This window comes from uncultured Bacteroides sp., from assembly GCF_905207245.1.
Taxonomy (GTDB): domain Bacteria; phylum Bacteroidota; class Bacteroidia; order Bacteroidales; family Bacteroidaceae; genus Bacteroides.
This window is the reverse complement of record NZ_CAJLKP010000014.1, coordinates 1-26,153: the sequence shown is the minus strand read 5'-3', so window position 1 is coordinate 26,153 and position 26,153 is coordinate 1. Positions and strand designations below refer to the sequence as shown.

The window sequence follows — 26,153 nt, the reverse complement described above, 5'->3', positions numbered from 1 at the left end:
CACAGTTTAATTTACATCCTCTGGGTGAATCGTTAAAAAGCAGGCTTGTTAGCCAGTCTCTTCTTTTTTATTCTTACTAAAAGACATTAGGGGAATACTGGGACTATAATGAGTCGATATATAAGTCATTCATAAAATGATTCTTAACTTTTTATTTTCTGTTTCAAATTTAAATAATCAGCCGCTACTGTATAAATACATTGCTGATGTAACCAAGGGCTTTTATAGCAGTATTCATCCACCAAATCTTCCTCAATACACATATATTGTAATGGACACTCCCGACTTTTACTACATAAAGTTTGTTCTATTGCAGATTGTGCAATTAACTCCAATACGTCATCCGACGAATGATTATTTTTTATACCTATGTCATCAAAATCCTTCTGCCCCTTGACTGTTGTTGGGAAAAAATACCCATTAGCTGCCTGTATGTAAGTATAGCCATAATAAGTTACAATATCCAAAAAGATTGTTCGAGTTGGAAAATTCTTATCATACATGGCAGTCAATATAGGAAAATGTTGTTTAGAAAAAAGTACTCGATTCAAAATTTCATCTATAGCATCTAAGTTAGCTACTAAATTTTTTGATAGCTCTTTCTTAAACTCATTGACGACTTCATCCATATAATTATTATTTGTGTTTTCATTTCCATTTTTATCAATCCATACTTCGTTATTAACACTTGCCACAATATCCAGTCCTGTAAATTCCGGGTTATTTTCAGCCAATTCCATTAGCGTAAAAAATGCAATTGCAGGAAAATCATCAAATAATGAAGCATAGCAAATACATATTAGTTTTTTTTTGTCTTCATATATTGAAGGATATTTTTTCTTAGCTATAATTTCAACTAATTTGTATGGTATAGCATCACTGTTAACGTCTTCGTCAAAAAAACGTTGGTACATGAATGACATCCCTTCCTTAATGTGCCAAGCGCCAAAAACAACACTTTGCTCTTTTTCTTCACTTGGAATCTTAAAGTGTATTTCACATTTTGTTCTTTCTTTATTTTCTATATCTTCTTTAAGAATATGTATTGAAACGCTTTCCTCATCAATCCAAGTATAGCTGTTATTTGTACCTAATGCTTCTTGAAAATCAATAGCCTTATTATATTCATCCTGGCTTTGACGAATCTTAATCGGTAAAGAAATCAACTGGGAACTTATTATTTGTGATTTCATTTTATACATAGTTGAATATCTATATGTACTATATTTCATACCAAATATAGTTGTTATATTTTGTAGATAATGAATATATTCATGGACAAAAAAGCCAAAGCTCTCTTGAGTCATCAAACGTAGATTCTCATTAAAATTACCATCAAGAAATATGTGGAAATAAGAATTCTTATACGATCCCTTTGTTGCAAACTCATTATCAGCCAATAAAATGTTACTATTTGTTTCCATATTCTTTAATTATTGATAGAAAAAATACAATCGTTTAAAATATGCTTACCCCTTATCTAATATTGTGAAATCTAATATTGTGAATAGAGTACGCAGATTGTATTTATTTTCTTTTGCCCAATCAACTAATCCATTAAGTTCAATTCCCTTTAGGATTAAAAAATTAATTTGATTATCATAACTATCAAAATTTTCGTCCCAATCAATAAGATTTGCACCTTCCAAAATGCAAATTTCTCCCCAAAGCTCATTCTCACTGAGATGGAGACTATGTCTCAACGCAAGAGGTAAAATACGATAACCATTTACAGTACGCTCCCCTCTATCAGCAATAATTGCTAAAAACTCTCGTGTAATACGTGGTACAGAAGCTAAGCGCCTATATAATTCAAGCAGATCCTCCAATATAACTGGTTCTCCATAAAACTCAGTAAGCTTACTCGCATTTTGGGGATGTTTATCTGGTATTCTCTCAAGTTGATTATACAAAGATGTCTCATAGTTACCCTCTCTGTCTGGCTCTTCTAATTCTATTGTTACTTGTCTGAATTCACGATTGAATAGAATATATAATGAGTCGAGAGATTCTGAGTCTAATACAACAATAGCTCTCGATAGCGAGTTTATATCCTCAATGTCAGTATCCCGTTTAAATCCTGTTTTATTCACAAGTTCTTCATCTAAAGTGTATGATGTCTGTTTTTCCCCCATAATAAAAACTTTAAACTTAGTATATTGCTCTAATTGAGGCTCAGTTATAGTTCTAAGAGTATCGTTTACCTTTTGTGAAGATTTAGTAGCTGTAATTTGATAGGCAATTTGCTGCTGAGTATCACCTAAGTCTAAGCCAGGGTTGTTTGAACGTTCCGAATTAAGGTTCACAAGGTGTAAGCTATATACTATATTTAGAACATCTTTAATAAAATCTTCTGTAAATTTAGTCAAGTCAAGTAGCCCCTGTTTGTTTCGTGCATCAATACGCATATTTAACAATGTCAAATCATCAATAATCTTTCCTATTATATACCCTCTAGTAATCATACCTTGTATTTATTGTTTTACAAATTGTGATAACACTTTTATAATAGACTCTCTGATATCATTTTTTGAATATTTTCTTCCAATTTTTTTCTCATCGGAAGTTATTTCATCGAATATCTGTTGTTTTATCCAACCGGGCATTATAGAGCCTTCTCCTCCTAAACTTACATGGATTTCATCAAGCAACTTTACTATTTGTGAGAGCTTAATATCTTTCACTTTATCTATTATTTGCAGAATAGCCTTTTCCATTTTTTCTTTTTCAATTGGAAGAATCTTTTCTTCTGTCCCCACTTTATTGATAGGTGACTGGGAAAGTTCATCCTTTATTCCATAGAAATCTTTTAATTGAATATAATTTCCTTTTAAGGAGAACAGTAAAATGTACTCATCAACCAACAATGAATAAGGATTTCTAAACAATGGATGAAAGAATAATAAAGTTGTATGATTATCAGTGAAATTAGGCGCACGCATAAGCTTATAAGATATTCTCTTTAATAATTTGTGCGACTTCATGCTCTCTTCGTCAATAGATTCTATGGAGTGTGTTAGGAATCTGTTTAATATACTTCTACAAGTTTCTTCTTCACCAGATGTTAAATGTGTACCATATTGCTTATGAATAGACATTCTCCATACTACACTCATCCAGAACAATAATCCTACAGCAGTCGAACAACCTGACTTATATACACTATCGGAAAAGTTCTTTAATGTTTTAGCATATTCTGCTTCAATTATTGAAAGTCTTTTTTCGCATGAGGAACAAAAGATATTATCCACCACTGATGGAATTTCATTCTTCTTAATTTCTTCATCAGAAACTTCTCCAAATACTTCTTCTAACTTTTCTGGTTGCAAAGAACGTCCAAAATATGATTTAGTATCATTTTCTTCTATCACAAAACCAAGTTCACGATCTCGTCCATGTTCTCCTTCCGCATTATCAATTCGTTTTAATAAAAAATGAGGTACTATATGGGACCCTTTTTTATTAGCATCATTGACTTTACAAAGTTTACATTTTTCCATTATACAAATATTAGATTATCGTTTCTACAAATATACTATAATTTTCATCATTAACATATATATATTACTCAACATAATTTTCCCCTAATTAGAATTAGGGGCATTAGGTTAACCAAACTATATAGTTACCAAAGCTTTTAATAATAACCATCTTTAAGGTAATCTATCTATTCATCAATATATAAATATAATCTAAACTACCCCAACTATGAAACTCACACTGAAACGTAAATTTCTCGGTGACAAATACACCGTCGGAGATTTGTTCATCAACGGGAAGTTCTTCTGTAATACCATTGAAGACAAGGTAAGAGAACTTCCAGCAGCTTGCCCTTATACTCCCAAAGGACAATCCTGTGAATGTAAAGGGAAGATTTATGCGGAGACTGGCATTCCAGCCGGAACCTACAAGGTGACAATGGAGCACAGTCCACGATTCAAAAAGAAACTACCACTTCTGCACAATGTACCTCACTTTATCGGGATTCTCATTCATAGCGGTACAACGGCAGTAGATTCAGCCGGATGCGTGCTTGTTGGTAATAACACCATCAAGGGCAAAGTAACCGAGTCACGTGTCACCTCTGACAAGTTGAACGCTATTCTATCCAAAGAAAAACACATCACAATCGAAATAATCAATGGCAAGTAAAAAGTTGGTCCCGCCTAAAAACCTTCACATTGACTTCAAGCCTTCACCTAAACAGTATGAACTTTGGAAACTACTTCAACCTGAATGTCCGCTATGTGGAGGTGGCATTGAGCAAAAGTTAATAGGGTATGATACAAACCATAATCCTAAATACAAACCATTTTGCATTAAATGTAGTAATTCTAACATTCCACAGTTGGTTCTTGGTGGTGGGGCCGCCGGTGGAGGCAAAAGTTTTCTTGCAAGTGTTTGGCTTGTAAGTAGTTGTATTAGATTTCCGGATGTGCGTGCTATAGTGGCGCGAAAGACGTTGAAATCTTTAAAGGAAAGTACATGGAATACAATCCGTATGATTATTAAGAGCTGGGGGCTCGTTGAAGATGTGAACTATCATATTAACAGCGTAGCCGGAACTCTTCGGTTTTGGAATGATTCAGTAATTCTGATGCTTGATTTAGCAGATTTACCCTCAGACCCAAATTTCGAGCGTTTTGGTTCAATGGAAGCAACGATTGCAGCATGTGATGAGGTTTCCGAAGTAAGTCAGAAAGCAATTGAAGTATTGTTTTCTCGTTTACGATGGAAGACACACGAGACATTCAAAGTTTCTAAAATGCTCCTTACAACCAATCCGACAACCAACTGGGTAAGAACCCGATTCGTACAGGACGAAAACGGAGACAAGACAGTTACACGTGAAGGAGAATTTTATGTGCCTTTCAGTGTATTCGACAACCCCGACATCGCCTTCCGCCAAACCTACGAGGCTGCATTGAATAAAATCAGCGATCAGGCAACGAAAGAAAGATTGTTGTATGGTAACTGGGACTTCGTAGAGGCGAATGACATGGCACTCTACAATCAGTTCGACGGGACCAAGCATTTGATTACCGGACTGAAAGAAAAGGTATATGACCCAACTAAGCCGCTGATCGTTGTGTGGGACTTCAATGTTGCACCATATATGTCTACTCTGTTAGTTCAGATTGACTATGATAAAAAGAAGGTATATATTATTGAAGAGATACTGGGAAAGGCAGAGGATAAGGAAAACAATACACCATCACTCGCCCGAAAAATCAAGAAGAAGATGTACCGTCAAAAGCACATCGGCGGATTGGATATAACAGGCGACCCAGCCGGACTCCAACGTTCAACTACCAACGAGGACGGTGTGAATAACTATACGATAATAAATGAGACGTTGGGCAAAGGTATATTGCGTCCTAAGATTAAGCTCCTGAAGAAGCAACCGCCACAGGCACCACGTTGTGAGTTTGTGAATGAAGTTTTCAAAGGTTACAACGGTTGGGAAATAATGATTGACCTGCGTTGCCGGAAACTTACACAGGACTTAATCTATCAGCTAAAGAACGAGGACGGAAGCAAAGGAAAGCCTAAAGTAACGGACTCTAAAACCGGAGTGAAGTACGAAAAATACGGCCACTTGTCAGATTGCCTTGATTATTTGCTTTGCTATTATCTCAGAGATGCGTGGTATAAGTTCAAGAGCGGTGACGATAGCGGCAGCATCCTTTCTACAGCTACCATTTCAGAAGGATTTAACTACTAAAACTATTAATATGTACAGACGTTTTCTTAATGATTCCGATTACTTGAGTCTTCTCACACCGGAAGCTCTTTCCCAGATTACCCGCAACGATACCGGACGTTTTATTCAGGCAGAAGAAGCGGCTGAAATGAGTATCGTAGAGTATTTGAGTGAGAATTACGAAGTAGTACAAGAACTGAACCGGGGAAAGTATATTGCGAAGTACGACAGACGCATCACTTTTCCGGTTGGGACGCATATCTATCTGGAGAATAGAATATATGAAGTAACCCAATCAATCAGTGGTTATAAAGTGCCTTCATTGGTTGAATACTGGGAAGAGCATCTGGACACGAACTTGGATATGGAAACGATAAATAACTACTCCCAGTTCGGAACCTACTACAAAGGGAATATTGTGAAGTACAACGACATCCTGTATATGTGTCTTCAGGATAACGGGTATAAATTCGATAACATCAGAATCCCTTTGGTTAGTGGCTGGCTGGAAGCACACTATTTCGATTGGGAACCGGTAGAGTACAACCTTTGGGATGTGGTTCGTTATGAAGGAGTTTTTTACACTTTAATGAGCCTCGATAGCTTCGACAATAATATCACACCCTTAGAGAGCAAGAACTGGGGAGCGATAGCCGATTATGATTTCAGCTATAATCAGTATGAGTTAAACGGGCACGAGTATGTGGTTTACGAAGGTAAGGTGTTCTACCCAGAACTCGATGTGAACTCGGATATTCCGGAAGTCGGAAAGAACCTGTCGTTACATGATCCGCGTAACTACAACCTGAAAAAGCACATGCTCAGGTTAGCGGTGTATGAACTTACAAAACTGATTGCTCCTAATAACGTGAGTGTTGTCCGGTTGCGAGACTATGAGGATTCTATGAAGTGGTTGAATGATGCGGCGAAGCTACGCCTCAATCCGCAGATTCCGAGAAGATTGGCAGAGGATAAGAAGCCGGTAATGGATTGGCAGCTTGCCACTTTCCAGACAAGCTATGACCCGTATAAGAATCCGTGGCTGACATAAAAAACGGTACCTCGATTCACATCGCAGCACCGTCACAACACAAACACAAAATAAAACACGACAAAACTACTATTTAATCGTTCTGCAATGTCAGGGAGACATTAGAACTAACTGTTGCGGCTATTCACATAGGCACAAAGCCCTAAGAACGATTATAATAGAAAACAAATATTTTTGTTTATTGTTCACCGAAATTAAATAAGAAAGTCGCTCTACCAAAAGATAGAACGACTTTTTAATTTTGTTCAGTTCGCTGGTTATTGTTTTGAAGCTTCCAGAGAGGCTTTACGAAATCCTTTCATCATCTTTTCGATTTCCAGTGATGCTTTGCGAGCACGGGTACCGGCTGCCTTATTATTTTTTTCTATCTGAAGATTTGCATCCTCAATAAATGCTGCGAATGATTCATTCACTTTTTCTAATAGCTCTTTCATATTCATATCGTTTAATAATGAGACGCAAAATTAAGATAAATAATCTAACTTCGCACCAGCATCACGAAAAAAAATAGCTTCAATGCAAAAGCTCCTGACCGGAAATTATTTGAGGCGGGTTGTTTTTTCGTCTTCGTTATCCACTCGGAACAGTCTTTTCAAATCCCATTTTTCATCAAGCAGGCATATAAATTTCCCCGCTTGTATTTCCAGTTCTATAACTGACTCTTCCTGTTTAAGCCCCAGTGGATTCTCAGCTTTCATACTCTGGAGTATTCCGACGATTAAGTCACTGGTTTCTTCATCTATTGCCTGAGTTGGTTCGGGAATTGCTTCCAGATGAGCTAATAATTCTTCTGATGGTGCATTTTTCTTTTTCATCTATTTTTGATATTGGTGATAAATCTTAGTAAGCCAAGTGGCGACACGAGACACTTTTAGTTTGAATATCCAAAACGCCAGACATCCGAAGCCGGGTTGCTTTTCCAGTAATTTCATCCAGTGGTATTTGTTATCCAGGTTTACAATGTGTAGCACGAAATTATCGCATAGAATATACAGGGTATTTTCGTAGATTTGAGTGCTATAGATTTGATGCAGTAGAATTGGAAAGCAAAACAAATCGCCGTCATCAAATTCTAATTCTTCAAAATCTAACCTCAAATTAAGATCGGAAGCTACAGATTGCAGCACAATGAAGTTTTCACAGATTGTTTGCCGTCGCATTGAACGGACTACTGTTTTGATAGTGTCATTTTTGGGTCTTTCCATGGTCCGATATATTATCGCACCCATATAAAAAAGGTGCGAGACTCTTCTATTACGGAGCAGAAGGCTCTGACAAAGCCTAAACCCAATATAATAGTTAAGTCCGCACCAGTTTGAATCATATACTAAAGGTATATAGTTCTGGCACGAACGTTAAACATATTATTGGGTTATGAGTAAACTGTCAGATTTTCTGCTACCAATATGTTAACGTACTACGACGTTGGAAGTGGATTTCTCCCCATTTCCAAAAGCAAAGATATAAGTTTTTTCAATTTATTCTCCACGATTAGAGAAAAAAATAAAGGACACCGAATAATACGATGTCCTTTACTTGGTGGAGAAGATGCCTTATCTTATCAGATAATATTGTTGATAGTCCTGCGGATTTCGTCCCGTTTAGTATTCTTGAAGTAATGCTTCTGGATTGCTTGAACGCTATTGCCTGCAAATTCTGCGATGGTTAAAGTTGAAAAACCGGCCTCGTCCATCTTGGTAATAAATGTACCTCGGGCGGAATACCAAGTGATTTTATCTTTAAACATTATCATACCACGCACGCGATCAAGGACTGCATTGACTTTTCTTTGGATGGCGGCAATCCGCGAATCCCTTTGCTTTTCAGTTGCATGCTTTTCTTGGAAGACTGGAAAAACAAAGTTACCGTAGCTCTTAGCCTTATATTTATTGATAATATTGAGCGCCTTGTCCGTCAGTACCATTTTAGCCTGTTTACGTGTCTTCATGCGTTCATAAATAAGCATTCCATCAGAAATGCATTCCCATGTGAGATAACAGACGTCTTTGTCTCCCATGCCTCCGGCATAAAAACTGAAGAGATATAGATCCAAATAGAATTGTTCTTCTTCAGTAAAGTAATCCCGGTCAATATTTTCGATTTGTTGGAATACAGCAAATGGAATCGTTTTTGGGACCACGTTATCCCAAACCATCTTTTCCTTAACACAGGTGAACTGGGATATTTTAGCCCCGGGTATATCTACCTTTCTCGCATTGGAACATACGCCGCGTAACATTCTCAACTTAGTGCACAGCCCACTTTTATTGCCTTTCTTTATACCTTCCTTCTCTAAATAAGCAACATAGTCTTTCACGAACTGTTCCGTTATGTCTTGAAAGAAATATGTGGAAAAGCTCTTCCCGTACTGTTCAGTTGTAAAGCGTTCTAATTGCAGTCTGAAATAATGCAAGTGTTTGGCATTTTGGGAACAAGTAAGTATGTTCCCGTTCTTAACCCTTTCAGTCTTTCGGCACGCCTCGATATAGTCTTGTATCCATTTATCGACAGTTATTACTTTAGGTTCATCTCTCTTGATAGCTTTTACATTATCAAGGCTGTGCGACCATTGAACAGGTGACCAAGGCTGATTGGTCGCTTCCCACTCTTCGACAACTTTAAGATACTGCATCTTCATGTCAAGGAGTAGTTTGTTCTTTGCAGCTGCTTCAGTGCCTTTGGATTTGAATGTCTGGGTTTCATTATCCCAGTCTTTCATTGCGCCTGTTACGTCCAAGACCTTGGATACACGAGCATATCCGCTTTGAAAAAATACCATTTCTAACTTGACAAGTTGCTTGTCTTTCGGGTTTTCCTTACCTTTGATGTTTAATGAATAAGACATAATTAGTTGTTTTTAGTTATCCATGTGATGTACCCCGCAATCTTGGGGCTTTTTCACCGTACACGGAAGAGTAGGTTAACTACTGCCTTTTTAGTTTATTTCGTGTGTCGTATATTTTGGCACATATCAAAACTTACTATAAATACACTAATAATCAATTAATTACCTCTTATCTAAAAGTGGTTATGTCTATCATTCAAAAAATAATCGTATCACAGTTGTGAAGCATGTGATTCACAATTGTAGATAGCACTGAATATTAATTGTTTGCAGAACAAGTATGTGGTGTTAATCTAATAAACATGGGCGATGACATCTACAAGTACTGTTCCCGAACCGGTGAAAGCAAGTAACAAACAGAATGAAATATGAAGAGAATTACTGAAATCCGACATCTTTTACTCCATTTATCACCCAATATCCACGTAAATCACATATTTGAGGAGAATAAATGGGAGTTTTGGAGGAAGTAGAAATGTGTGATTTACGTGGAAATTGGGTGGCAAAATGAACATAATCAACTATATATGTATTTTTTGCCCTAGTGTAGGTAAATTTACCTACACTCTGCTTTTATTTGCTTACACTGTCGCTCTAATGCCGATGGATAGAGCGATGTGGAGCCAGAGTGTAAGCGTGTAGGTAAAAGTGTGCATAAACCATTAATGAATCTTGAGTTCAAGTTATAACTGCAACAGTTTTTCCGGAGAATTTGATAAAACTATTATTATATTTCGCCGAAAAACAGTATGTTTGTACAAATAAATAGCTTAATTCTCGTACTATGTGGAAAATAGCGTGGACTGAAAGACTACTATGCATTGTAGTAATTGCATTTATTGCTTTGACTGCTTGTACACCTCACAAACAAAAAATAGAACAAGGTGAGATGCAGGCATTCGAAGCCTTTTTTGCTGCAAATGGAGATTCTGTATCCATTGCTCCCCGGAAAGTACGTACACAAGCATTGCAGGAAATGCAGGAAGTTAAGGACAGTTTGGTGCGCTATAATTATCTGGCAGTAGCCTCTAAAACTTGTATGATGTCTTCAGATATCGATTCTGCTCGGCTTTTGATACGACAGGTTGAAGATTTTGCAATGAGACAGCCTGTGTCTCCGCAACTGGCAGACTTGAGGTCGGAATGCTATAATATGAAGGGGAATATTTATGCACGTACAGGATATATGGACTCTGCAGAAGTATATTTCAGGAGAGCTTATGAACAACGGATGCAAGGTACGAAAGTAGAAGTGGTGCCTGACATCTTGATGAATCTTGCCGATGCCACCAACCGTTTAGGCAAGTTGGATGTAGGAGCAGCCTGGTATAGGAGGGCGTTATTGCTGTGTGATTCGCTAAATATTGTCTCTACCAAGAAACCGCCGATTTATTATGGATTAGCACAGATTTATGTGGCGTTGCGGGATTTTGAGCAATGTGACTATTACTATAATCTTGCAGCAAGAAGTTACGAAAGCATGTTGCCTTTTGAAAAACATTTCTATCTGAACAACCGGGGTACCTCCTATTATTATCGGGAAGATTATAAAACTGCCATCAATTATTTCAAGAGAGTCATTGATCTTGTGAAAGATTATCCGGATATGGTTTTTGAGCAAAATCTGGGATGGTTGAATTTGGGAGATTGTTTTCTGCAAATAAATGAAGCGGATTCTGCCGCTAAATATATAAGTAAATGTGAACCGTTTTTTAAGGAAACGGGAATAACGACTGCACTATATTATATTGATACACAGAATATAGAATTAGCTTTGATTCGAAAAGACTTGTCCGAAGCACAACGCATATTGACAGGAAGTGTTACTCCACCGGATATCGATCCGGATATGGTGCATATACGTAATAAGTATTTGCAGCAATATTATGAAGAAACGGAGAACTACCGGAAAGCCTATTTCTATCTGAAGGAGAACAATCGGATGGATGATTCCATCCGCAACGAGCGTGTAAAGATGCGTACGGCTGATTTGGCTTTGCGTTATCAACAAGATTCTACTGTGATGGCACAAAAAGTCTTTATTCGGGAGAAGGAGAATGAAGTGCTTGAACTGCGGCAGACGAGAACATTCTGGATTGCCCTTACCAGCATAACCTTATTGATTATAGTCTTTATCTATATGTATAACAAGAAGAAGCGTGACTTGTTGCTTGCCCAGAATCGTCGTATGGTTTCTACGCTTCGCCTGGAGAATATTCGTAATCGTTTGTCTCCTCATTTCATTTTTAATGTGCTCAATCAGGAGATGGCAGAACGGAAAGTGGAAGAACAACAGGGGCTGTCTTCTTTGGTGAAATTGATGCGTCGTAATCTGGAGCTGGCAGAACAATTGTGCGTCACTTTAGAGGAAGAACTGGACTTTGTGAAAACTTATATTGACTTGGAACGCCGTTCATTAGGAGAAGCTTTTCATCCGGTGATAGAGATTGATGAGGAGGTACATCCTGGACAAGTTTATCTCCCCTCCATGTTAATACAAATTCCTGTGGAAAATGCGGTGAAACATGCTTTGCGGGGAAAAGATGGAGAGCGCAATTTGTGGGTTATTATTGACCGTCAGGTTAATGGGATTTGCATTAAAATAAGAGATAATGGGGGAGGGTATCGTCCGAACAGCCACAGCAGAGGAACTGGCACGGGCATGAAAGTTATTATGCAAACCATTCAAATTCTGAATATGAAGAATAAGGAAACAATAGATGTTTCTGTGCATAATATCCTTTTGCCCAATGGTGAAACGGGGTGTGAAGTCACTTTTTTGCTCCCGGACAGGTATGATTATAAGATTTAAAAAAGACATTTAATCCTATTTTTAACAAGAATAGGACGAATTGCTGCAGGATAGTCTATAAAACGACTTTAATGGTTTTGTGTGGAAGTCGTATAATGCCTATATTCGCCAAAGAATACATGAAATAAACATGGATAAATATAAAGTTATAATAGTCGATGACGACGAAGTGGCACTCGAGAATTTGAGTTTCGAGTTAAGCAAAGACGCACACTTTTCTCTGGAGAAAACAGCACGGAATGGTAAGCAGGGGAAGAAAGTGATTCTCAAAACACGGCCTGATTTGCTTTTTCTGGATGTGGAAATGCCTGATATGACAGGTATGGAACTATTACAGGAAATCCGAAACGACATTTCGTGGAATATGAAAGTTGTCTTTTATACTGCTTACGATAAATATATGATACAAGCCATTCGTGAGTCTGCATTCGATTATTTATTGAAACCTTTTGAAGAACAAGAACTCAAAGATATACTTTCACGTTTTGTGAAACAGGCTGAGGCAGGACAAAGAGCAATATTGCCTGTAGGGATGCCACTGCACTGTGGAAGGACATTTATCGTATTTACACCGACTAATGATATGCGCGCGCTGCGTCCTGCTGAAATTGGCTTTTTCCGTTATTGCTCTGATCGTAAGCAATGGGAGGTAGTGCTTAGTGAGCAACCGCCATTGGTGTTGCGTCGCGGAATGACTGCGGAACAGATTATTCAGTATTCACCCAGTTTTGTTCAGATACATCAGTCCTACATTATTAATATCGATTATCTGATGATTATTAAAGATTGTAAGTGTATATTATATCCCCCCTTTGATAAGATAACAGAACTTTTTGTTTCGAGGAAGTACAAGAAGGAACTACAAGATAAATATTGTTTGTAAACAAATTGTATATTGGTTAGGGAGTCAATGCTTAAATAGTGTTGATAAAAGAAAGAAGGCACCCAACGTGATGTTCAGTGCCTTCTTTTTTTATTTAACTTCGATACCTTTATTCTGCAATGTGACGTTCAATACTTTGGCATAGTCAGAATATTGTTTGTCAGTCAGTGCTTTTTTCATCAACTTCAAGTTTCCGTAGACTGCATTTTGAAGTTTCTTCTTCTGATCTTTTTTTGCAGTTGTGGCTCGTTCCATCTGCGCAGAAAAGTATTCACAGATATTTGCAACTTCTTCGTGCTGGTCAGCGGACAATTTCAAATATTTACTCAACTTGTTTACGTTGATGTTACCCTCCCATTTTGCAGTTGTAGGCTGATTTCCTGCTGCAAATGTCGAAGCAGTCAGACATACTGCTGCCACTAATGTTAATCCTAAACGTTTCATAATACCTACTTTTAATTTGTTATACCTAAAAACAATTCTAATCCTAAAAATCTAATACCTATTGAAAATAGCTCTAAGCGCTTAGCTTTTTCTTTTTACCTGTGCAAATATAGATGTGTGTTTTATAACATAAAAGCATAAGAGGAGAAAAATGAAGTGTAAGATGTCATTTCTTGATATAGGTCAATTATCAGATGTTATTTTGCTTGTTTTAGGCTTTGTTTGTAATGCAAACGTAATATGATTATTGGATAGAAGTAATCATAATGAAAGTAGATATCTTGTTTTACCGCCATCCCCATTCCTTATCCGGCATATCTATGGTATATTGAGTTTCAGATGAAACGCCTACAAAGCCTAGTCCACCTTCTACGTTGTTAGGCAGGCTGATGGGTTCCATTATAACTTCGTCATAATCGTCATCATCCATGCAGTTCAGGGCTTTTAGATAACGATAATAGGTTTCCGGCAAGCTTAGCAGGCGCACGGTGATGGTGTGCTTCAGATAGCAACGCGTGTAATTTAGGTCTTGGAGGATATTATAGTTATCGTCATAAAGGGGGGTGTAAACTTTCAGCGTGGCCGATGAATTGGTGAAACGATTGTCCGTGAAGATGTTATACTTGTTTTCAATGTTGGGGAACATCGCATTCTCGTCGTCATCCGAGTTGGTGATATGTCCGTCGGTCAGTATCACGTCTTCACGATTGATGAGTTCGGTATACCTGTAGTTGACGACTGTATCCTTTGTCGTGGTGTAAATGTAATTCCCGTTTTCGTCCCTTATGTAGTCTCCGTTCTCGTCTTTGTTGGCAGTACGGGTGATGCAACGGAAGTCTTTGTTATTCACTATCTCCAGTCGGTAGTAATTCTTCTCGTTAGGGAGATCCTGTAAGGTGATGTGATATTGCCGGTGAGCTCTCATACTACCCCATTGGCGTATGAGTGCGGTGCAGGTGTCCACTTGCAGGCTTTGCACTGGTTGGGGAACGGTGACTTGGGAATTGACATGATATAGCCCACCTTCTGCCGTGGCTTCCAGACGGATATTGTCTCCGGGTTGCAAAACAATGGTGAGGCGGAATATCTTGAAGTGCATGCTCTTTAGCAATGTTTCATAGGAATCTTTGTCAAGCTGCCCCTTTAGATTTTCGTAGTACTCTTCGGGAGATATAGCTTGGGGAGATTCTGTTTGTTTGCCGTTTACATAGAGGGAAAGGGTTGCTTCGTTTAGGCGACCTATGTTGCTTCCTTCACTGAGATACAGATGGACGAGGTTTTCTGTTTGTCCGGCATTGAGCAAAGCGTTCATGATGAGCATCGACCGTTGTTCTCCGGGATTATAAGGTATTTCGTTCTCACAAGCTGTAAAGAGCCCGGCGACAACTATATATATAATAAGATGTAATTTCATTCTTGTTTTCATATCCGGTGTAGCTTTTTAAAATTTATAGGTATAAGTAACGGATGGTATGCAAGGTAATATCGTCACTTTCTTGATTCTGGCCTTCGACTTTATTTTCTTCGGGGCACTTGGGTTGCCATTCCCTTGATACATGTCGTTATAATAGCCATCCATATCATAGTGCTCCTTCTCCCATTTGCTGTAAACCAGATTGGGGTTCATCGCATTGTAGGCATTGTAGACGCTGATATTCCAGGTGCGCATGCCGTGCTTGGTCTTCTTGTTGAAGTTGATGCCCAGATTCAGACGATGGCTGGCGGGCAAGCGGTAGTTGTTGCGTTGAGAGATATAGGGGGCTGATTCAGTGTTGCCTTCGGGGCGGATAATAATGGTTTCCCGTTCGGGCACTGTGATGCATCCACCGGTATTGAATATCCACGAAGCTCCTACGTCAATGCGTTCGCTGAATTTATGGTTTAGGCACAGACTGATGCTGTGGCGACGGTCGTACTTATAAGGAAACCATTTACCCTGACTGATGGTACCATTCTTGAAACGGTGGTCGGTTTTTGCCAGGGTATATGCCAGCCAACCTGTAGTCTTTCCCAAAGTCTTTTGTGCCATCACTTCAAGTCCGAAAGAACGTCCTTCACCCATTTCCACTTTCTCTTCCCAGTTGGTGGAGGTGCCGAAGAAAGAGACACCATCCTGGTATTCCAGTATGTGGCGCATTTGCTTGTAGTATCCTTCTATGGAAAACTCCCAGCCGGGCAATCCGGTGTAATAGCCTCCGAGGGAATATTGGTTGGCATACATGGGGCGCACGTCTTTGGTAATCGGCACCCAGAGGTCTGTTGGCATGGAGAATGGAGTGGACGAGAGTAGGTGTACATATTGCGCCATGCACGTATAGGACGCTTTGGTGGAAAACCCCTGTCCGAAGTCATAGCGGGTGGAGAGGCGTGGCTGAACAGAATAGTAACTTTTCCCCTGCGTGGAGAACAGCGATGCTCGCACTCCTGCATTCAGGCTGAGATGTCTGCCCAGATTGAAATTATCTTCGGCATAGAGCGATACCTCTTGTCCACGCAGCGCTTGGTTATTATTGGTATCATAAATCATTTCATCCTGCGGCTTTCCGTTTTCTATTTCCTGAAGTTTGGAGGTGGAGATACCCGGACGGAAAGTATGGTGGATATACTCAGCTCCGAACTTGATGTGATGTTCCGGTGCGGGGGTATAGTCGAAGTCCATACGTGCGCCCCAGTCGCTGATACCAGAACGAAATTGGGAGAAATAGCTGTATCGGTCTGTTATCTGGCCTTGGTAGGTTTGCGTATTTTCCATATCCTGAGTGAATTTCATCAGATAGTTATTGTATGAAATGGTGGTGTTACAGAACAACTTACTGTTGAATACATAGTTCCAGCGGCCATAGGCGATGGTGTTCCCCCAGTTCAGATGGCTGTCATCCTCGTAATAGTACTTTGGCTGACTATCATTATAATAACTATTGTTGTCGGTACTGTCAAAGTGATAGTGGTCCTTTCCCTTGTAGAAACCGAGAAAGAGGCGGCTGCGGTCGTTGAACTTGTGGTTTACTTTGGCGTTGATGTCGAAGAAGTAGTAGTTGTATTTGTCGGCATAATCATCGTCTTTGTCCACAATGAGGTTCTTGAAGAAGGCTGTGTGCGTGGCTCGTGCACTAAGGCTGAAAGAAGTGTGCCCCTTCCAGATAGGTCCTTCAATGTGTAGTTTGTCGGTGAGTGTACCTATGCTGAGTGCGCCATGGTAACGATGCATATCTCCGTCGTTGGTGCGCACATCCACAATGGAGGAAAGGCGGCCGCCATAGCGGGCGGGAAAGGAGCTCTTGTAGAGTGTAGTGTTTTTTACAGCTTCGGGAGTGAATACGGAGAACACCCCCAGCAGATGATCCGCATTGTACACCGGAATGCCGTCCAACAATATTAGGTTCTGGTCCGGCCCTCCGCCACGCACATACAATCCGGAGAATCCCTCCGTTCCTGCCTGTACACCCGGCATTAACTGTATGGTTTTCAATATATCAGCTTCTCCCAGCACAGCCGGAGTATGTTGTATTTGGGTCATCGGAATTTCATGCGCTCCCATAGCAGTAGCCTGTATGCCGGCTTCTTTCTTGTCCGAAAGGACAATCACTTCCGCCAGTTCATTATTTCCATTCAGGCGGATATTGAGCACGGTGTCTTTATTCAACGGGAACGAACTGTGCCGTGTTTCGTACCCTAAATACGAAAAAATCAATTCGGCATCTCCTTCCGGCAAGGTAAGGGTATAGAAACCGAAAGGATTGGTGGCAGTGCCCACACGCTGACGACTTTCGAGAACATTGGCACCAATCAGCGTCTCGGAAGACGCTCCGTCCGTCACGTATCCGCTGATAGTGAACCGCCGGCTTACGGCTTTCTGCGGCATGGACCGCTTTTTTAGCAAAATGTGTTTCCCGGAGACTTCGAAGCCTATCGGCTGATTATTGAAAGCCTTCCGTAGGATTTCGTTAATGGTAAGGTCACGGACAGCCAGTGTGATACGTCCGTTCAGGCGTACTTCTTCTCCGTATATGAAACGGTATCCGGTTTTTTGTTCCACTTGTTTCACAAACTCTTCCAGCGTAGCGTTTTGTAGTTTGATACTGAAACGCGTTTGTGCAGGATTGGTCTTCTGTAGAACGCAATTGGCAAATACGATGGTACTCTGCAGAGTACACGTCGAGAGGAGAACCGCTCCCACCAGGAAGATTTTCCTGATGGTGCGGGATGAACAGATAGAGGATTTCATTCTAGTTTAATTTTTGTGTGATTGTTATATTGTCATTAGTTTTTGTGTATTCAAACTTTTGGTTGCGGCAAAGCAGGGAGAGAATTTCTTCCAGTGTTTCATCGTCAGAGAAAGTAGCCGTCATGCGATAATTTTCTAAGTCAGTGCTTTCAATACGGATATCTGTGTGAAATGCGTTGGATAGTTCCCGCACGATTTCCTGTAAAGGCGTGCTCTTAAAGAGCAGTGTTCCGTTTCGCCAAGCGATTTCTTGGGCTGCATTTTTCTCAGGATGCAGTGTCAGACTTTTCTTATCCTTATTATAAACAGCGCTTTCGTTGGGTGAAAGAATCAGTCGTTCTTCTGCTTTTCCAATAAGGCTGACGGCAACGGAGCCTTCGAGTAGTGTAGCCTTTACTTGGGTATCTTCCGGATAGGCATCAATGTTGAAGTGCGTGCCCAAAACTTGTACCATGATTGCTCCGGCTTCCACTTTGAAAGGGTGTGCGGCGTCTTTGCTGACTTCGAAGTATGCTTCACCTTGTAGTTTTACTTTCCTGTCTTTTCCTCTGAATCGTTCGGGATAAGTGAGGGAAGAGTAGCGGTTCAGCATAATTTCTGTTTGGTCGGGTAGTATGATACTACGAGTTTCTGCCAGTGTGGATACAGTTTGCAATGGTACCGGGGCGAACATATAGTATGCCCACCAGCCCAGTACGCAAAGCACGGCCATTGTGCGCAATGAAAGAATGCGGCGTTGCAGACGTGGTAACCGTTTTTCAAGGAGTTTCCAGCTGTTGTTCTTCGAGAAGCTTCCTCTCGGTGAGCGGGTGGAGGCAACGAGTTTATCGAGTATTTTTTCAAATTCTTGTTCCATGTTTTTCTTTCTCTTTCCTATAAAGACAGGTCAACTGGAAAAACTCCCTACGCCAATTCTTCTTTTATTTGAAAAATAGCATTATTTGCTCATTCTTTCTATCTGCTGGCGGAATTGGTTCCTTTCTGAGCGGTTATGAATCAGTTGACGAGGTTACTAGTTGACGAGGGGACAAGCTTCCTGCGGCGTAGAAACATTGCGCAGCCCCTTGTCTCCTTGTCAACTCGTTACCTTGTTTCCTTCTCTTCTGCACAGCTATGAATCTTTGAATCTTTGCGCCTACCCATCATAAATGGGTAAGGGTTACTTGGGTTCCAAGTGAACAGTAATCTGTGTCCTTTTTGCCTCTTTATCCTGTGGGGTACAGACAATACGGAACTCCGTCTTACCACTGATTCTTTTGGGAAAGATTTTCACGCGTAGATTGGCTGACTTTTTCTTTGCAGGGATGATAACCTTCTTATCTTCGATGCTAAACACAGTTCCTTGTCCCGGCATGCCTACTCCGTTGACGAGAACTTCTCTATCCTTGTTTTTCTTTTCTGCTGCGATAATCTTTACGTCAAACTCTTCCATGTCTTTCGCCTTGTCGAACGAATAGTTTTTGGTAGCTTTGTCAAAACCTACATACTCTTGAGGATAATTAGAATTGTCGTTGCCACATGCGGCGAGGATGAAGAGGATGCCTACAGCTCCTGCCATTTGCTTACAAAGTTGTTTCATACTGTTTTAATTTTAGTTTAGTTTAATATAGTTCATGATTAAAGACAGGAACTAAGAATGAACTCCCTATAAGGCAGGCAACTAAAATCTGTTAAAAGTATGAGACAACTGTCAATGCGCTATGCTAATGCTTTGAATCTTCGGCTGCGAGCTGCTCATGGGGCTGTTTCACATATTCTACCCGAATATTACTTTGCTCATTTTCTTTCTGCTTTATCGGTTGGGCATCAGGAATATCGAGTTTTACTTCTGTCATATTGAAATTTCGTGTGAAACAAACTGTTCCTGCTTTTTGTGCTTGTGCTTCAATGTCATGAAGATAAAAATTCTCTAGACGCAGTGAATCGCTTGTACCGGAAGCGGAAACGAATTCCTGTATATTGTTGGCTTTCACCTGCGATAAATATATATTCCGGAAATGAGGATATCCTTTCTCGGTAGGGGTTACCGGGGTTAGCATAACCTCCCAGTGTTCAGGAATCTCTTTGTCCTTATAAGTTTCGGGCAATGTGCTATAACTGTATTTCGGGTTCCAATTGGGGTCGGCACCGAAAACCCGGCGGACATTTTCCGCTTCTACACGCGTCACGTAGATGTTCTCTACAGTTCCACCGCGCGTCATGGCGCTTTTGAGCAAAAATACCACTGATGTGCCGATGGCTTTGAGGTCATAAGCTAGTACGTTTCGTATGCTGCCGGAAGTTTCGCTTCCGCAGGTTATAAGCCCTGCTCCTTTGTGAGCTGTGCAATTACGTATCAGTACATTTTCCGTAGGACGATTTACCCGCAATCCGTCAGCATCCCTGCCTGCTTTAAGGCAGATAATATCATCGTTGCAGTCTATGATGCAGTTTTCTATCAGGATATTAGTTGAAGAATCAATGTCGATGCCGTCTGTGCTGGGACCGTGTCCGCCGATATTGTTGTCTATATTTAGACCATCAACGGTGCAATGATCGGAATATAGAATCTGGCATCCCCAAAATCCTGTACGCATTAGTGTGAAATTGCTTAATGTAATATCCGAACTGCGTTCAACAAGAATTCCCCGGACACGTTTGCAGTCGTAATCCACAATCCAACGTAAACCTTTGGCTTCATATTCTTTTCGCATAGCCCAGTATTTATCCCAGAATACTTTTCCTCGGCAATCTAGAGTCCCTTCACCACTGACAGATGCGTTCTCTTCACCGATGATGTTGATTACTGCTGCGGGCCATACCATTTCAATGCCTGCAATGCGCGAGCGGAATTCCGGATAACAATGGATATCAGGACAGGCTATTAGGGTTACACCTTTACTTATTTGCAGATTAACTCCGCTTTTGACAAAAAGTGCTCCTGTCAGATAATAGCCCGGTTGCAGCGTAACGGTTCCTCCCCCGGAGAGTGCGCAACTGTCTATTGCTTTTTGAATGGCATCTGTACTAAGAACCGTACTATCGGCAACAGCACCGAAAGAGTTAGCGGATACCACTGTACTACTATCCGGTAATTGCCGGCTACCTACATTCTCTGTCCAAGAGAAGTCCGGTTGTTGAGGGATTGCTCCCCATTCAAAGTTATTAGTATCCAGTCGAGGTTGTGCACACGACAAAAGAAGTGCTCCTGACAAGAGCAGGGAAAAGGTATATCTTCTTTTCATATAATTAAAGTATTGATTATTAATTGTCATCTGATCTCTATGAATTCTATTGAAAAAATCACCGCTAAAGTAGGGCATTTGCACCATTTATTATATAGAGGTATGTACAGATGCATGTAATATTTGTTTTTGTACGGTATTCCTACCCTGCCCATACCTGAACCGTATCCGAACCGTACTTGCTCCGTACATTCTCCACTCAGAGGTACCTCTGCACGGAGAAAGTACGGTGTTGGTACGGAGCAAGTGTGTTTCAATAGAGGTTAGGAGTACTGGAATTTGATGAAAAACACGATTTTCTATGTTTTTGTCTGTTTTTACATTGCCTCTTTTCTTATACGGTGCTAAGTTTGCGATACATTTTAATATTATTGAAAAATAGAGGATATGAGACAGCTATTCGTGATTTTGATTGTACTGGGTATTGGGATATCGGTAAATGCCAAACAGATAACTTTCACAAAGAAGGGGAGAATTCATTACCATATGAGTGGACAGGACACTCTTGTTGTCCAGACTGCTTTAAAGAAACACTATACTTTGGCTATTGCTCCGTATAAAGGTGATAAGGCTTGCGCTATTAGTTATACATTCGATGACGGCTTGGCAGAACAATATTCGTTAGTTGCTCCTCAGTTTGAGAAAAGGGGATTCCGGGGGACATTTGCTATTAATGGTTCTAAGATTAATAGTGATAGTGGACTAATTACTGATACCACGAGGATGAGCTGGTCGCAAGTGAAAGACTTATCGGACAGAGGACATGAGATCTCAAATCATGGTTGGAAACATAAGAATTTTGCGCGATTCCCGTTAGAGGAAATCAGAGAAGATATTTATAAGAACGATAGTGCCATCTTTGCCAATACAGGAGTCGTGCCCCGTACTTTTGTGTATCCTAATAACAATAAGAAAGAAGAGGCTAAGAGGATTGCAGTTCAGAATCGGGTAGGTACAAGGACCAAACAACGTTCTATCGGTAGTAAATCTACTCCTCAGAATCTGGAAGCCTGGGTAAATACTTTAATAGAAACTAATGATTGGGGGGTAGGGATGACGCATGGCCTGACCTATGGTTATGATGCTTTTCGTAATCCACAACGCTTTTGGGATCATTTGGATCAAGTAAAAGCAAAGGAGGATAAAATTTGGGTTGGGACATTCTGTGAAGTGGCAGCTTATGTTGAAGAAAAGGGAGCGGCTCAGTTGGATATTGTATGCGAAAAAAATCATTTAAGAATAACTCCGGAATTGACTTTGGATAAGGAGTTATTTATAGAACCGTTGACGCTGGTTATTAAAGGAAAGCAGATAAAAAAGATTTCCGTCAGACAAGACGGGAAGAAACTGCCTGTGCAACTTCATACAGATAAAGCAGTTTTTGACTTTAATCCTTATGGAGGTGTGATAGAAGTAAATCTTAAATAAGTAAAATCATAAAGAACATGTCTGTTATGATATGTAAGAATCAGTAGACATAAAACTAAAAATGAAAGTCTTATGAAAAAAGTGATGATGTATTCTATTTTGTTGTTTATTCTTGTTGTAAGTAGTTGTCATGTAGCTGCTTCCAAATCGGTTCATGTAATTATTGCAGCAGGTCAGTCGAATACTGACGGACGGACCTCAAATAAGGACTTACCAGATTATATTAAAGCATTGGCAAAAGATACTGTAGAGTATTCCGAAGGGGCATATTCTTATTGCCGGATTGCACAGAATGATCCGGACGGAAAATTCATTCCTTTTTGGCCTCGGGCTGCGCGAAGTGAGCGAAATAACTTGTGGGCCTATGATGCTGTGACTTATTATTGGCTGGAACAGTTATTAAAAGATAAATTTTATGTGATTAAATGGGCAGTTGGTGGAACTTCTATTGCTCCTGATTATGATTCTGCAAAAGGAAGATATTGGTCGGCAAATCCTGAATGGCTATCTCAAACAGAATCGACATCTAAGGGAGGAAGATCGCTGTTATTGTCATTTATTCAGGAAATAGATATTTGTATTGAGCAAACTCTTTCGAAGTTGGAAGAAGGGTATAACATAGATGCTTTTCTTTGGCATCAGGGAGAGAGTGATCAGCGTAAGGGAAAAGATTATTATGATAATTTGAAGGCTGTAGTTACTTATGTGCGCACACATTTAAGTCAGAAAACAGGCAAGGATTATTCGAAACTTCCCTTTATATTCGGCACAGTTGCCAGAAGTAATAAATCTTATAGCAGTGAGGTGGAAGCAGGTATGCGCCGCTTGGCAGAGGAAGATTCAAATGCCTATTTGATAGATATGTCTGATGCGGAGCTGTTGAATGACCGACTTCATTTTAATAAGAAATCGGCAGAGCATTTGGGTAAGGAAATGTATAAGCGTTTGGCTGAAATAATGTTTTAAAGGAATTCCGGAAACGTATTGATAATTGAAATTAGTGGGTATGAAATTGATTTTACGGACTTTATTGTGTATTCTCGGAGTGTTGCTTTCCAATATGATTGCACATGCGCAGTTGTCGACACCCCAAGTGCTTTCATCAAACATGGTCTTGCAGCAGGGACAGAAGATTCCTGTATGGGGAACGGCCGAACCTAATGAGGCTATTTTAATTTCTTTCGGTAAACAGCGGGTGAAAGTACGTGCAAATGCTTCAGGACGCTGGATGGCTGAGTTGAAGCCGATGGCTGCCAATAAGAATCCTCAGCAAATGTCGATAAAAGGGAAAAGAACAAGTATTGTTTATGATAATATTGTTGTAGGTGAAGTTTGGTTATGTTCCGGACAATCGAATATGGTATATAAGATGAAACTACCGGATAATTATGCCCTTCCGGCAAAAGGAGAGAATCTGGCTGCTTTGGAGCTCCGGAAACCGACTAATGAGATGATTCGTGTCTTTGTGGTCAGGCGCGACAATAAACCGGTATCGTGGAAGGTGGCAGACGGGGAAAGTCTTGCAGAAGTTTCAGCAGTTGGTTACTTTTTCGGAAAAGCCCTTCAGGAACAGCTTGATGTACCCGTAGGTATTATAACAGCTGCCGTAAATGGATCGCGCATAGAGACTTGGACATCGAAGGAAGCGTATGAACATTCTCCGGTTTTCGGTTCGCAACTTAAAGAAGGTGAAGGTAAAATGGATGGCATGATTCCGGGAGAGCGGTATGAAACAATGATTCATCCTTTAGCTCCGTTTGCCATTAAAGGCTGTCTTTGGTATCAGGGAGAGAGTAATTGCATGATACGTGACAGGCAATATGCTGAAAAGTATCAGGTATTGGTAGATAGTTGGAGGAAGTCTTTTAATGTTCCGGGTGCACCGTTCTATTCTGTATTATTGGCTCCGCATCTCTATTCTAATAGGATGTCTAAGGATAGGCCACCGGTTACTGCCGAAGAGCTACCGATATTTCATCAGCAGCAGATAAAGGCGAGGAGCATGATTCCGAATACTGATTTTGTTGTGGTATCGGATCTTGTAGATAAGCTGAGGGATATTCATCCTTCTTATAAATGGAAAGTAGGAGAGCGTCTGGCACGTGTAGCTTTAGCTAAAGATTATGGCTTGGCGGAAGTGGTTTGGTCGGGTCCTTGTGCCGATAAGGCGGAAGTTGTGGCTGATTCCATAGTCGTATCTTTCGGGCATGTTGCTGATGGGCTGAAAACAAACAATAAAGGTCGCTTGGACTGGTTTGAGATTGCAGGAAAGGATGGAGTGTTCCGCCCGGCGTTGGCAGATATAAGAGGACGGAATAAAGTAGTCGTTTATCATCCTGAGATCGTGCAACCGGTACAGGTGCGTTTCGGTTGGCATGAAACGGCAATGCCAAATCTTGTAAATTCGGAAGGTTTGCCTGCGATTCCTTTTTCAAGGGTTTCTTTGTCAGGAAGGTGAAAAATAGAAATGGTATAATGGGTGTTTTATTTTTCTAACTGAAAAGATCTTTTTTCCCAACTGGAGAAAAATAGTTTAGTAATAGCTGATAATAGTGTAGCCATCTGCGCAAAAGGGTGTAGCCTTGGAAAAGGATGGTTATTGTACATAAGTTAATTTTTAATTATCGTTCTTCGGAAGGCCTGTTTTAAGGGTTTGTCTTTCATGGAAAATCATGTAAAAGAATGGAGAATAGTACCGGAGAATGATGGATAGGATGTCTTTTTAGTCGTGTGTCTGTTTTTACATGCTTTCGTACAATTTTACATTCAATCGCATATCCTATGTGGTTACATTTGCAATGTGTTTCAAGTAACACTTTTGATTTATCAGAAATAAATTGAGAATTAGAACTGTAATGTTAACTTAAAAAAAAGAATGCATGAAAAACAGAAGAAAAAACAATCTGTTTGGTTGTCTGCATGAGTTCAGGCAATTCTTCTTCATTACATTGCTATCGGTGCTTTCCGTGAATCTCTATGCACAGCAGAGGGGTATTCAAGGCGTTGTGGTAGATGGTAATGGAGAAACTATCATTGGAGCTAATGTCTTGTCGGAAGACGGCAAGGTTGGAGTGATTACTGATCTTGATGGGAATTTCAAATTGGATGTCCCGGTGGGTACTAACATTAAGATTTCATACATCGGTTATAAGACCAAGGTGTTGAAAGCGACTGCCGGGAATATGAAAATCATTTTATCGGAAGATTCCGAAATGCTCGCCGAAGTGGAAGTAGTGGCCTATGGCGTACAAAAGAAAGTGACGGTGACCGGTGCGCTTTCGAGTGTGAAATCGGATGATTTGGTTCGTACGCCGATATCTTCCGTGAACAATGTGTTGGCGGGTCAGCTTTCCGGTGTGACTACCGTACAGTATTCGGGTGAGCCGGGTTCGGATGCTGCCACGATTTTCGTACGTGGTCAGGGTACTTGGGCGGATTCCGCTCCGTTGATTCAGGTGGATGGCGTGGAACGTTCCATGGCGGACATTGACCCTGAAGATATCGAAAACATCACTGTGCTGAAAGATGCCTCGGCTA

Annotated in this window: 22 protein-coding genes; 9 read left to right on the top strand and 13 right to left on the bottom strand. The window is 40.3% G+C overall.

Features of this window, described 5'->3' with window-relative positions:
• Window positions 1–143 precede the first annotated feature (143 nt).
• Genes QZ135_RS06460 through QZ135_RS06450 form a run of 3 tightly spaced genes read right to left on the bottom strand, consistent with a single transcriptional unit; the run spans window position 144 to window position 3,500 of the window.
• Entirely contained in the window at window positions 144–1,424 is a 1,281-nt protein-coding gene (locus QZ135_RS06460) for a hypothetical protein (RefSeq protein ID WP_294606959.1), read from the bottom strand.
• Between the two features lie 45 nt (window positions 1,425–1,469).
• Window positions 1,470–2,465, bottom strand: coding sequence for an SMEK domain-containing protein (locus QZ135_RS06455; RefSeq protein ID WP_294606957.1), 996 nt, complete (start codon window positions 2,463–2,465; stop codon window positions 1,470–1,472).
• Between the two features lie 9 nt (window positions 2,466–2,474).
• Window positions 2,475–3,500 (bottom strand): hypothetical protein, encoded by a 1,026-nt coding sequence (locus tag QZ135_RS06450; protein ID WP_294606954.1) that lies wholly within the window; start codon window positions 3,498–3,500, stop codon window positions 2,475–2,477.
• Window positions 3,501–3,708: 208 nt separating this feature from the next.
• Between QZ135_RS06450 and QZ135_RS06445 the strand changes: the two genes are divergently transcribed.
• Genes QZ135_RS06445 through QZ135_RS06435 form a run of 3 tightly spaced genes read left to right on the top strand, consistent with a single transcriptional unit; the run spans window position 3,709 to window position 6,755 of the window.
• On the top strand, window positions 3,709–4,152 hold the full coding sequence (locus QZ135_RS06445) for a DUF5675 family protein (protein ID WP_294606952.1): 444 nt from the start codon (window positions 3,709–3,711) through the stop codon (window positions 4,150–4,152).
• Entirely contained in the window at window positions 4,142–5,725 is a 1,584-nt protein-coding gene (locus tag QZ135_RS06440; RefSeq protein WP_294606950.1) for a phage terminase large subunit, read from the top strand. Before QZ135_RS06445 ends, QZ135_RS06440 begins: the two co-directional genes overlap by 11 nt.
• Window positions 5,726–5,735: 10 nt before the next feature.
• Window positions 5,736–6,755, top strand: coding sequence for a hypothetical protein (locus QZ135_RS06435; protein WP_294606948.1), 1,020 nt, complete (start codon window positions 5,736–5,738; stop codon window positions 6,753–6,755).
• Between the two features lie 257 nt (window positions 6,756–7,012).
• Here the strand turns inward: QZ135_RS06435 and QZ135_RS06430 are convergent, their stop codons facing one another.
• From QZ135_RS06430 to QZ135_RS06415, 4 genes are all read right to left on the bottom strand, one after another.
• The gene (locus tag QZ135_RS06430; protein WP_294606946.1) at window positions 7,013–7,189 is read right to left on the bottom strand and encodes a histone H1; all 177 of its coding nucleotides are present in this window, start codon (window positions 7,187–7,189) and stop codon (window positions 7,013–7,015) included.
• A gap of 105 nt (window positions 7,190–7,294) precedes the next feature.
• Entirely contained in the window at window positions 7,295–7,570 is a 276-nt protein-coding gene (locus QZ135_RS06425; RefSeq protein ID WP_294606944.1) for a hypothetical protein, read from the bottom strand.
• Entirely contained in the window at window positions 7,571–7,960 is a 390-nt protein-coding gene (locus QZ135_RS06420; protein ID WP_294606943.1) for a hypothetical protein, read from the bottom strand.
• A gap of 356 nt (window positions 7,961–8,316) precedes the next feature.
• The gene (locus tag QZ135_RS06415; RefSeq protein ID WP_294606941.1) at window positions 8,317–9,600 is read right to left on the bottom strand and encodes a tyrosine-type recombinase/integrase; all 1,284 of its coding nucleotides are present in this window, start codon (window positions 9,598–9,600) and stop codon (window positions 8,317–8,319) included.
• A gap of 784 nt (window positions 9,601–10,384) precedes the next feature.
• Between QZ135_RS06415 and QZ135_RS06410 the strand changes: the two genes are divergently transcribed.
• Entirely contained in the window at window positions 10,385–12,412 is a 2,028-nt protein-coding gene (locus tag QZ135_RS06410) for a histidine kinase (RefSeq protein WP_294606939.1), read from the top strand.
• Window positions 12,413–12,542: 130 nt separating this feature from the next.
• Window positions 12,543–13,295, top strand: a complete 753-nt coding sequence (locus QZ135_RS06405; protein ID WP_294606937.1) for a LytTR family DNA-binding domain-containing protein — start codon at window positions 12,543–12,545, stop codon at window positions 13,293–13,295.
• Window positions 13,296–13,385: 90 nt separating this feature from the next.
• Here QZ135_RS06405 and QZ135_RS06400 read toward each other — a convergent pair whose 3' ends face one another.
• The 6 genes from QZ135_RS06400 to QZ135_RS06375 all read right to left on the bottom strand — a co-directional run bounded on the left by QZ135_RS06400 (window position 13,386) and on the right by QZ135_RS06375 (window position 21,188).
• On the bottom strand, window positions 13,386–13,739 hold the full coding sequence (locus QZ135_RS06400) for a hypothetical protein (protein WP_294606934.1): 354 nt from the start codon (window positions 13,737–13,739) through the stop codon (window positions 13,386–13,388).
• Window positions 13,740–14,025: 286 nt separating this feature from the next.
• A complete protein-coding gene (locus QZ135_RS06395) occupies window positions 14,026–15,165 on the bottom strand; it encodes a DUF4249 domain-containing protein (protein WP_294606932.1) in 1,140 nt (379 codons plus the stop codon).
• Window positions 15,166–15,180: 15 nt separating this feature from the next.
• Window positions 15,181–17,964, bottom strand: coding sequence for a TonB-dependent receptor (locus QZ135_RS06390; RefSeq protein WP_294606930.1), 2,784 nt, complete (start codon window positions 17,962–17,964; stop codon window positions 15,181–15,183).
• 1 nt (window position 17,965) lies between these two features.
• A complete protein-coding gene (locus QZ135_RS06385) occupies window positions 17,966–18,820 on the bottom strand; it encodes a FecR domain-containing protein (protein ID WP_294606928.1) in 855 nt (284 codons plus the stop codon).
• 303 nt (window positions 18,821–19,123) lie between these two features.
• Window positions 19,124–19,543: a hypothetical protein gene (locus QZ135_RS06380; RefSeq protein ID WP_294606926.1), complete on the bottom strand. Its 420-nt coding sequence runs from the start codon at window positions 19,541–19,543 to the stop codon at window positions 19,124–19,126.
• Between the two features lie 124 nt (window positions 19,544–19,667).
• Window positions 19,668–21,188 (bottom strand): glycoside hydrolase family 28 protein, encoded by a 1,521-nt coding sequence (locus tag QZ135_RS06375; protein WP_294606923.1) that lies wholly within the window; start codon window positions 21,186–21,188, stop codon window positions 19,668–19,670.
• A 387-nt stretch (window positions 21,189–21,575) separates the two neighbouring features.
• Between QZ135_RS06375 and QZ135_RS06370 the strand changes: the two genes are divergently transcribed.
• The 4 genes from QZ135_RS06370 to QZ135_RS06355 form a co-directional block, all read left to right on the top strand.
• Window positions 21,576–22,616 (top strand): polysaccharide deacetylase family protein, encoded by a 1,041-nt coding sequence (locus QZ135_RS06370; RefSeq protein WP_294606921.1) that lies wholly within the window; start codon window positions 21,576–21,578, stop codon window positions 22,614–22,616.
• 72 nt (window positions 22,617–22,688) lie between these two features.
• On the top strand, window positions 22,689–23,582 hold the full coding sequence (locus QZ135_RS06365) for a sialate O-acetylesterase (RefSeq protein ID WP_294606919.1): 894 nt from the start codon (window positions 22,689–22,691) through the stop codon (window positions 23,580–23,582).
• A 40-nt stretch (window positions 23,583–23,622) separates the two neighbouring features.
• A complete protein-coding gene (locus QZ135_RS06360; protein WP_294606917.1) occupies window positions 23,623–25,074 on the top strand; it encodes a sialate O-acetylesterase in 1,452 nt (483 codons plus the stop codon).
• A gap of 421 nt (window positions 25,075–25,495) precedes the next feature.
• Window positions 25,496–26,153, top strand: a 658-nt coding sequence (locus QZ135_RS06355) for a carboxypeptidase-like regulatory domain-containing protein (RefSeq protein WP_294606915.1), incomplete at its 3' end; no start/stop codon positions are given.

What these genes read in the sequence shown, in the direction of transcription:
- QZ135_RS06460 (WP_294606959.1), bottom strand. Translation starts at nt 1,424, where the DNA reads ATGGAAACAAATAGTAACATTTTATTGGCTGATAATGAGTTTGCAACA.
- QZ135_RS06455 (WP_294606957.1), bottom strand. Translation starts at nt 2,465, where the DNA reads ATGATTACTAGAGGGTATATAATAGGAAAGATTATTGATGATTTGACA.
- QZ135_RS06450 (WP_294606954.1), bottom strand. Translation starts at nt 3,500, where the DNA reads ATGGAAAAATGTAAACTTTGTAAAGTCAATGATGCTAATAAAAAAGGG.
- QZ135_RS06445 (WP_294606952.1), top strand. Translation starts at nt 3,709, where the DNA reads ATGAAACTCACACTGAAACGTAAATTTCTCGGTGACAAATACACCGTC.
- QZ135_RS06440 (WP_294606950.1), top strand. Translation starts at nt 4,142, where the DNA reads ATGGCAAGTAAAAAGTTGGTCCCGCCTAAAAACCTTCACATTGACTTC.
- QZ135_RS06435 (WP_294606948.1), top strand. Translation starts at nt 5,736, where the DNA reads ATGTACAGACGTTTTCTTAATGATTCCGATTACTTGAGTCTTCTCACA.
- QZ135_RS06430 (WP_294606946.1), bottom strand. Translation starts at nt 7,189, where the DNA reads ATGAAAGAGCTATTAGAAAAAGTGAATGAATCATTCGCAGCATTTATT.
- QZ135_RS06425 (WP_294606944.1), bottom strand. Translation starts at nt 7,570, where the DNA reads ATGAAAAAGAAAAATGCACCATCAGAAGAATTATTAGCTCATCTGGAA.
- QZ135_RS06420 (WP_294606943.1), bottom strand. Translation starts at nt 7,960, where the DNA reads ATGGAAAGACCCAAAAATGACACTATCAAAACAGTAGTCCGTTCAATG.
- QZ135_RS06415 (WP_294606941.1), bottom strand. Translation starts at nt 9,600, where the DNA reads ATGTCTTATTCATTAAACATCAAAGGTAAGGAAAACCCGAAAGACAAG.
- QZ135_RS06410 (WP_294606939.1), top strand. Translation starts at nt 10,385, where the DNA reads ATGTGGAAAATAGCGTGGACTGAAAGACTACTATGCATTGTAGTAATT.
- QZ135_RS06405 (WP_294606937.1), top strand. Translation starts at nt 12,543, where the DNA reads ATGGATAAATATAAAGTTATAATAGTCGATGACGACGAAGTGGCACTC.
- QZ135_RS06400 (WP_294606934.1), bottom strand. Translation starts at nt 13,739, where the DNA reads ATGAAACGTTTAGGATTAACATTAGTGGCAGCAGTATGTCTGACTGCT.
- QZ135_RS06395 (WP_294606932.1), bottom strand. Translation starts at nt 15,165, where the DNA reads ATGAAAACAAGAATGAAATTACATCTTATTATATATATAGTTGTCGCC.
- QZ135_RS06390 (WP_294606930.1), bottom strand. Translation starts at nt 17,964, where the DNA reads ATGAAATCCTCTATCTGTTCATCCCGCACCATCAGGAAAATCTTCCTG.
- QZ135_RS06385 (WP_294606928.1), bottom strand. Translation starts at nt 18,820, where the DNA reads ATGGAACAAGAATTTGAAAAAATACTCGATAAACTCGTTGCCTCCACC.
- QZ135_RS06380 (WP_294606926.1), bottom strand. Translation starts at nt 19,543, where the DNA reads ATGAAACAACTTTGTAAGCAAATGGCAGGAGCTGTAGGCATCCTCTTC.
- QZ135_RS06375 (WP_294606923.1), bottom strand. Translation starts at nt 21,188, where the DNA reads ATGAAAAGAAGATATACCTTTTCCCTGCTCTTGTCAGGAGCACTTCTT.
- QZ135_RS06370 (WP_294606921.1), top strand. Translation starts at nt 21,576, where the DNA reads ATGAGACAGCTATTCGTGATTTTGATTGTACTGGGTATTGGGATATCG.
- QZ135_RS06365 (WP_294606919.1), top strand. Translation starts at nt 22,689, where the DNA reads ATGAAAAAAGTGATGATGTATTCTATTTTGTTGTTTATTCTTGTTGTA.
- QZ135_RS06360 (WP_294606917.1), top strand. Translation starts at nt 23,623, where the DNA reads ATGAAATTGATTTTACGGACTTTATTGTGTATTCTCGGAGTGTTGCTT.